This window comes from Actinophytocola sp., assembly GCF_050699935.1.
GTDB lineage: Bacteria > Actinomycetota > Actinomycetes > Mycobacteriales > Pseudonocardiaceae > Actinophytocola.
Genome location: NZ_JBOHGB010000230.1, coordinates 1 through 7,124 on the forward strand (window position 1 = coordinate 1; position 7,124 = coordinate 7,124).

At 74.4% G+C, this 7,124-nt stretch carries 8 protein-coding genes; 6 read left to right on the forward strand and 2 right to left on the reverse strand.

Translation table 11 applies throughout. The annotated features are described in order from the left end of the window. From hrpB to ACRDTB_RS36485, 6 genes are all read left to right on the forward strand, one after another. Positions 1-2,111 (forward strand): ATP-dependent helicase HrpB (gene hrpB / locus ACRDTB_RS36460; protein WP_431436811.1); only part of this gene is annotated, 2,111 nt, incomplete at its 5' end. A 201-nt stretch (positions 2,112-2,312) separates the two neighbouring features. Then, positions 2,313-3,068, forward strand: coding sequence for a dienelactone hydrolase family protein (locus ACRDTB_RS36465; protein ID WP_431436812.1), 756 nt, complete (start codon positions 2,313-2,315; stop codon positions 3,066-3,068). Further along, positions 3,068-3,427: a DUF6295 family protein gene (locus ACRDTB_RS36470; RefSeq protein WP_431436813.1), complete on the forward strand. Its 360-nt coding sequence runs from the start codon at positions 3,068-3,070 to the stop codon at positions 3,425-3,427. Before ACRDTB_RS36465 ends, ACRDTB_RS36470 begins: the two co-directional genes overlap by 1 nt. An 89-nt stretch (positions 3,428-3,516) precedes the next feature. After that, entirely contained in the window at positions 3,517-4,656 is a 1,140-nt protein-coding gene (locus ACRDTB_RS36475; RefSeq protein ID WP_431436814.1) for a hypothetical protein, read from the forward strand. Beyond that, positions 4,653-5,576 carry an ABC transporter ATP-binding protein gene (locus ACRDTB_RS36480; RefSeq protein ID WP_431436815.1) on the forward strand — a complete coding sequence of 308 codons (924 nt, stop codon included), beginning with the start codon at positions 4,653-4,655 and terminating at the stop codon, positions 5,574-5,576. Before ACRDTB_RS36475 ends, ACRDTB_RS36480 begins: the two co-directional genes overlap by 4 nt. Continuing rightward, the gene (locus tag ACRDTB_RS36485) at positions 5,573-6,400 is read left to right on the forward strand and encodes an ABC transporter permease (RefSeq protein ID WP_431436816.1); all 828 of its coding nucleotides are present in this window, start codon (positions 5,573-5,575) and stop codon (positions 6,398-6,400) included. Before ACRDTB_RS36480 ends, ACRDTB_RS36485 begins: the two co-directional genes overlap by 4 nt. A 74-nt stretch (positions 6,401-6,474) precedes the next feature. Here the strand turns inward: ACRDTB_RS36485 and ACRDTB_RS36490 are convergent, their stop codons facing one another. Together ACRDTB_RS36490 and ACRDTB_RS36495 are read right to left on the reverse strand one after the other, a co-directional pair. Beyond that, the gene (locus ACRDTB_RS36490; protein WP_431436817.1) at positions 6,475-6,639 is read right to left on the reverse strand and encodes a DUF397 domain-containing protein; all 165 of its coding nucleotides are present in this window, start codon (positions 6,637-6,639) and stop codon (positions 6,475-6,477) included. 2 nt (positions 6,640-6,641) lie between these two features. Continuing rightward, positions 6,642-7,124 (reverse strand): Scr1 family TA system antitoxin-like transcriptional regulator (locus ACRDTB_RS36495; RefSeq protein ID WP_431436818.1); only part of this gene is annotated, 483 nt, incomplete at its 5' end.

Below are 7,124 nucleotides of genomic sequence, written 5' to 3' on the forward strand. Positions count from 1 at the left end.
TGCCCGGCGTGGACGTCGTCCTGCTCGACGAGTGCCACGAGCGCCACCTCGACGCCGACCTGCTGCTCACGCTCCTCCTCGACGCCCGCGCGGGCCTGCGCCCGGACCTGCGGCTGCTCGCCGCCTCCGCGACCGTCGCCACCGACCGGATCGCCGAGCTGCTCGGGCCGGGCACGCCCGTGGTGCGCGCACACGTGCGCACCCACCCCGTGACGGTCACCCACACGCCGCCGGTCCGGGGTGAGCGCATCGAGGGCCGCGTGGCCCGGAGTGTCCGGACCGCACTGTCCGAATCGGACGGTGACGTGCTCGCCTTCCTGCCCGGCGCCGGGGAGATCGCCCGGACCGCGGCGCTGCTCGGCGACGGGGACGTGACCGTCCTGCCCCTGCACGGCCGGCTGCCCACCGCGCGGCAGGACGCCGCGCTGCGGCCCGGCGCCGGGCGGCGGGTCGTGCTCGCCACCGCGGTCGCCGAGTCCAGCCTGACCGTTCCGGGCGTGCACGCGGTCGTCGACTCCGGGCTCGCCCGCATGTCCACAATGGACCACCGGCGCGGGCTCGCCGGGCTGGTCACCACCCGGGTCTCCGCGTCGGTCGCCGAGCAGCGCGCCGGCCGCGCCGGGCGGGAGGCCGCCGGGCGGGTGTACCGCTGCTGGCCCGAGCACGAGCACGCCACGCTGCCCGCCCAGCCGGACCCGGAGATCCGCACGACGGACCTCACGCGGCTGGCGCTCGAACTGGCCTGCTGGGGCACCCCCGACGGCGCGGGGCTCGACTGGTGGGACGCGCCGCCGCCCGGTGCGCTCGCCGCCGGCCGGGCCGTGCTCACCGCCCTCGGCGCACTGGACGGCACCGGCGCGGTCACCGAGCGCGGACGGCGCATCGCCGGCATCGGCCTGCATCCGCGCCTGGCCAGGGCACTGCTCGACGGCGCGGCGGCGACCGGGGCCACCGCCGCGGCCGAGGTCGTCGCCCTGCTCGACGACGACACGCTCGCCACCACGTGGGACGTCGAGGACGCGCTGCGCCACCTGCGCCGGGACGACGCGGGCGACCGGGCACGCCGCTGGCGCCGCGAGGTCCGCCGGCTCGCCGCGCTGGAGAGCCTGGAAGGACGCCTTCCAGACGTCGAACGTCAGCAAGGCGTCCTTCCTGGCGGTGCGGACCCCGCGCTCGTCGTCGCGCTCGCCCACCCCGAGCGGCTGGCGCGCCGCCGCGCGCCCGGGTCGCGGGTGTACCTGATGGCCGGCGGGACCGCGGCGGAGCTGGACCGGGAGGCCGGCGCCGAGTGGCTCGCGGTCGCGAGCGCGGACCGGCAACCCGGGCGTGCGCAGGGGAAGATCCGCCTCGCCGCCCGCGCCGACCAGGCGCTCGCCGAGCGCGCCGCGCCGGCCCTCTTGTCCACTGTGGACGAGGTGGCCTGGGTGGACGGTGACGTGGTCGCCCGCCGCGTGTCCCGGCTCGGCGCGATCGTGCTGCGTGAGCGTCGGCTGGCCGACCCGGACCGCGACCGGCTGCGCGACGCGCTGCTCGACGGCCTGCGCGGGGAGGGCGTCGGGCTGCTGCGCTGGACCGAGGCCGCCACCCGCCTGCGCCGGCGGCTCGCGTTGCTGCACCGGGCGATCGGCGACCCGTGGCCACCCGTGGTCGACGCGGCACTGCTCGACGCGGCCCCGGTCTGGCTCGGCCCGGAGCTCGGCCGTGCCACGCGACGGGCCGACCTCGAACGCGTCGACGTGCACGGCGCGCTCGGCCGGATGCTGCCCTGGCCGGCGGCCGCCCGGCTCGACGAGCTCGCTCCGGACCGGTTGACCGTGCCGTCCGGCGCGCGGATCAAGGTCGACTACGACGGCGACGAGCCCGTGCTGCCGGTGAAGGTCCAGGAGGCGTTCGGCTGGACGGCCACCCCGACGATCGCCGACGGCCGCGTGCCGGTGCTGCTGCACCTGCTCTCCCCCGCCGGCCGGCCGGTCGCGATCACCCGCGACCTCACCTCCTTCTGGCGCGACGGGTACCAGCAGGTCCGTGCGGAGCTGCGCGGCCGCTACCCCAAGCACCCGTGGCCGGACGACCCGATGACGGCCACGCCCACCGCGCGCACGAAGCGCTGAGCCCGGCGCCCGCGCGGGGCGACACGGTCCACGGCTGGCGGGTGCGCACGCGTCGCCGATCCGCCCAAGTACGGTCCGGTTCGAGGGCGGATCGGCGCCTTGCCAGCAGAAACCTGGATCCACCGACTTACCAAACATACTTCCGGCGGGGGACACTAGGCTCCATGTCGTTGCTGTTGCTAACGACTCTCGGGAGTGAGCATGCGGGATGAAATCGCGGCCGGCACCGTCACGGTGACCGGCGCCGGCGGCGACGAGATCGACGCGTACGCGGCCCACCCGGTGGGCGCCGCGCCGAGCGGCGGAGTGGTGGTGATCCATCACATGCCCGGCTACGACGAGGCGACCAAGGAGATCACCCGGAAGTTCGCGACCTGGGGCTGGTCGGCCGTGTGCCCCAACCTGCACCAGCGGGACGCGCCGGGCGCGGACCCGGACGACGCGGCGGCCGCCTCGCGGGCCGCCGGCGGGGTGCCGGACGAGCGGCTGGTCGGTGACGTCGAGGGGGCGATGGCGTACCTGCGCGACCACCCGACCGGCAACGGCCGGGTCGCCACGATCGGCTTCTGCTCGGGTGGACGGCAGTCCCTGCTCGCGGGCTGCGCCCTGGACGTCGACGCGGTGGTCAACTGCTACGGCGCGTTCGTGCTGACCCCGCCACCGGCCGAGTACGGGCTGACCGTGCCGCCGATCGAGCCGCGGCTCGGTGACCTGTCCTGCCCGGTGCTGGGCCTGTTCGGCGCCGAGGACAAGAACCCGACGCCGCAGGACGTCAAGCGGCTCGACGAGCTGCTGACCGAGCGGGCCGTGCCGCACGAGTTCCACGACTTCGAGAACGCCGGCCACGCGTTCTTCGCCGTCGACCGGGCCGCGTACCGGCCGGCCGCGGCCGTCGAGGGCTGGCGGCTCGTGCGCGAGTTCCTGGGCCGTCACCTGGCCGGGGAGGGGAACGCCTGATGTGCACCTACGTGACCGAGCAGAGCGCGACCGCGGGCAGCGGCAAGGGCGCGAGCGGGTGGTTCCCGTTGACGTCCACGACCGTCTACTTCGACCACCCGGTCCACGCGCAGGCCGCCGACCACACGCTGAACCTGGACTTCGTCAACCCGGGCCGCGGGGCGTCCGCGCGGGTGGCCGTCGAGCTGACGGCGGAGTCGGCGGTCGACCTGGTGGCGGCCATCGCGCGGGTGTTCTCCCGGGTCCCCGCCGACCTGACGGGCGTGGACGAGCACGCCGCGCGGCGTCTCCTCGAGGCCGCGGAGGGGCTGCGCCCGAACCAGTCTGCCCTGCCAGGAAGGACGCCTTCCAGACGTTGAGCGTCCGGAAGGCGTCCTTCCTGGCCTTCCGCCGCCGTACGCGAATCCCACGCTGTCCAGGCGTACAAAAGGTGCGGGAGGTGAGGCCCGTGTCGGTCGTGCGGAACCGGACGGTTCGGGGCTGGGCCCTCGTCGCCGCCCTGGCCGCGGTGGCCGTGCTCGTGCCGCAGGTGCCGCGCTCGCTGCCCGCGTCCGCGGCGCCGGTCGATCCCGGCACGCTGCGCGACCGGATCCTCGCCTCGGCGGACCGGCCCCACCAGGGCTACGCCGAGATCACCGGCACGCTCGCGCTCCCCGAGCTGCCCAACGTCGCGGACGTGACCTCGCTGCTGACCACGACCACCCGCGTCCGCAGCTGGTACGCGGGACCGTCGAGCTGGCGGTTCGACGTCGTGACCGGCCACGTCGCCGGAGCCGGCGAGCGGGACGTCTACCGCACCCCGGTGGGCGAGTTCACCTGGGACTACGGCGCGAACCTGCTGACCAGGCTGATCGGCGAGCCACCCGTGCGCCTGCCCCGCGCCGGCGACCTGCTGCCACCCGAGCTGGCCCGACGCGTGCTGGTCGCCGCCCAGGAGGACCCGGTCGGCGCGCTGCCGGCCCGCCGGGTCGCCGGGCACCACGCGGCCGGGCTGCGGCTCACCCCCGCCGACCCGGACACCACGATCGGCCACGTCGACATGTGGGCCGACCCGGACACCGGGCTGCCGGTCGCGGTGGAGTTGACCCCGCGCGACGCGGACCGCCCGATCCTCTACAGCCAGTTCCTGGAGCTCGACGCCACCACCCCCGGCGCGGACGTGCTCACCCCCAAGCAGGCGCCGGGCAGCGGGTTCACGGTGGCGACCGCGCCCGACGTCGGCGACGTGCTCGGCACGTTCGGCCGCGGCCGCCTCCCCGACCGGCTCGCCGGGCGCGAGCTGCGCGAGGCCGACGCGGGCGGCGTGCGCGGGGTCGGCGTGTACGGCTGGGGCCTGTCCGCGTTCGTCGCGCTGCCGGTCCCCGGGCACGTCGGCGCCGATGCGGCCGAGGCGATCACCAACGCCGGCGGCACGAGCGAGGACCTCACGCGGGGCGAGGCACTCCGGCTGTCCATCGCTCCGCTGTCCGTCGTGATCGCCCACTCGGACGTCTCCCGCCGCTGGTACCTGCTCGCCGGGACGACGACGACCGACGTCCTGCTCGGGGCCGCCACCGAGCTCATGTCGCTGCCCGAGTGGTTCCGATGATCGTCACCCGCGAGCTCACCAAGCGCTACGGCCGGGTCGTCGCCGTGGACGGCGTCGACCTCGACGTCCGGGCGGGCGACCGGTACGGCTTCCTCGGCCCCAACGGCTCCGGCAAGACGACGCTGGTGCGCCTGCTGCTCGGCCTCGTCTACGCGAGCAGCGGCGAGATCGAGGTTCTCGGCGAGCGCGTGCCGGCCCGCTCCGGGTCGGTTCTCCCGCGCATCGGCGCGCTGGTCGAGGGTCCCGCCGCCTACCCGCACCTGTCCGGCCGGCGCAACCTCCAGCTGTTCGACGCCGCCGGCCCGGGCGGACCACGGCGTACCCGCGGGCGGCGGATCGAGGAGGCGCTCGAGCAGGTGGGCATGGCCGGCATCGACCGGCGGCCGCTGCGGACGTACTCGCTGGGCATGCGGCAGCGCCTCGGGATCGCCGCCGCGTTGCTACGCAAGCCGGAGCTGCTGGTCCTCGACGAGCCGACCAACGGCCTCGACCCACGCGGGATCCGGGAGATCCGCGACCTGCTGACCGCGCTGAACGAGGCCGGCACCACGGTGTTCCTGTCCAGCCACCTGCTGAGCGAGGTGGAGCAGCTGTGCACCCGGGTCGGCGTCGTCGACCACGGCCGGCTGGTGTTGCAGGACGACCTGACGAACCTGCGGGCGCCCACCGGCCACGTGCTGGTGCGCAGCCCCGACGCGGCGCGGGTCGCGTCGCTGCTGGACGGGCAGGTCGTCGAGCGCTTTGTCGATCAAGACGGCGAGCACCTCGTGGTCCGCCACGCCGACGCCGCCGCGCTCAACGAGCTGCTCGTGGGCGAGGGCGTTCGGGTGGCGGCCATCGCCGACGAGCGGCGCTCGCTCGAACAGGTCGTGCTGGACGTGACCGGGCACGGCAGCGACCGGATCGGTGGCCCGCCGTGATCGCCGTCGAGCTGCGCAAGCTGGTGCTGCGGCCGCGGGTGTGGCTGTCGATCCTGCTGCTGTGCGCGGTGCCCGCACTCGTCGCCGTCCTACTGTCCATTTCGGACATCGCACCGCCGCCGGGCCAGGGCGGCGCGTTCCTGTCCGCGGTGCTGGACAACGGCTCGCTGTACCCGGCGGCGGCGCTCGCGATGGTGCTGCCGGTGTTCCTGCCGCTGGCGGTCGCCGTGTACGCCGGGGACGCGATCGCGGGCGAGTCGGCCACCGGCACGCTGCGCTACCTGCTGGTCCGGCCGGTCGGGCGGCTACGGCTGCTCACCGCGAAGCTGGCCGCGCTGACCGTCTACATCGTCCTCACGATGTTCGTCGTGGTGGTCTTCTCGCTCGCGGTCGGCGTGGCGCTGTTCGGCACCGGCGCGGAGGCGGTCGGCCAGCCGGGGGCGGTCACGTCGCTGTCCGGCGCGTCGCTCGGCCCCGAGGAGCTGGCGGTCCGGCTGCTGGCCGCGGTCGGCTACATCGTCGTGTCGATGCTCGGTTTCGGCACGATCGCGCTGTTCTGGTCGACGCTGTCCGACTCCGCGCTCGGCGCCGCGCTGGCCTCGCTCGCGGTGCTGATCGCGAGCTCGATCATGCAGACGCTGGACGCGGCCGACCCGATCAAGCCGTACCTGCCGACGAACTACTGGCTGTCCTGGATCGACTTCTTCCGCGACCCCATCCTGTGGCACAACATCGACCGGGGCCTGCTGCTGCAGGCGGGCTACATCGTGGTGTTCTTCGGCGCGTCGTGGGCCAACTTCGCCACGAAGGACATCACGAGCTAGCGGGTCGACCGGTCCGGACACACGCTCGGCTCCCGACGTGGGTACGTGCGGGAGCCGAGGAGTCGTCGGTCCGTTCAGCCGTCCAGCTTGCCGGACTTGACGGTGGCCAGCAGCGGGGACAGGCCGGCGGTCAGTGTGGGGCCGGTGGGGTTCTTGCTGTCCCGGAGCGCCGCCAGATCCTGCCTGACCTGCACACAGTTGCCGCCAGAACCGCTGAAGCTCGACTTGCGCCAGTCCATGATCACACCTCCTTCAGCATCGATCGGAGCATAGCTTGGCTTTCACGGGTGGGAAGGGCTATGTGATCCAGCTTGGTGACCACGTTGGTATAAGGCTCCGCCTGGTCGTCGTGCAGGTAGACCCCGCCTTCGGCTACCTCGACGTTCACGACGGGCGTGGTGTTGGGGAACGTCATGTAGAGCCACGAGTGGCTGATCAATCCCACCGGCAGGTGCTCGCGCACGATCCGGACGGCGATGCCGCGGTCACCTGCGCCCAGCAGGTGTTTGAGCTGCTTCCGGTGTCCCTCGGGGCCACCGAACGGGGTGCGGAGCGCGGTCTCGCTGATGTAGGCCGAGTAGTCGACCGTGCCGAGGATGTCGGTGTGGGTGCTGACGTCCGGCTCACCCCAGGTGGCCGGGTCACCGAAAACGAACTCGCCGCCATGGCGACGGGGTCGGCCCAGCGTGCCAGGCGTGTGTGCTGGCGCCCGGCGGCGCAGCAC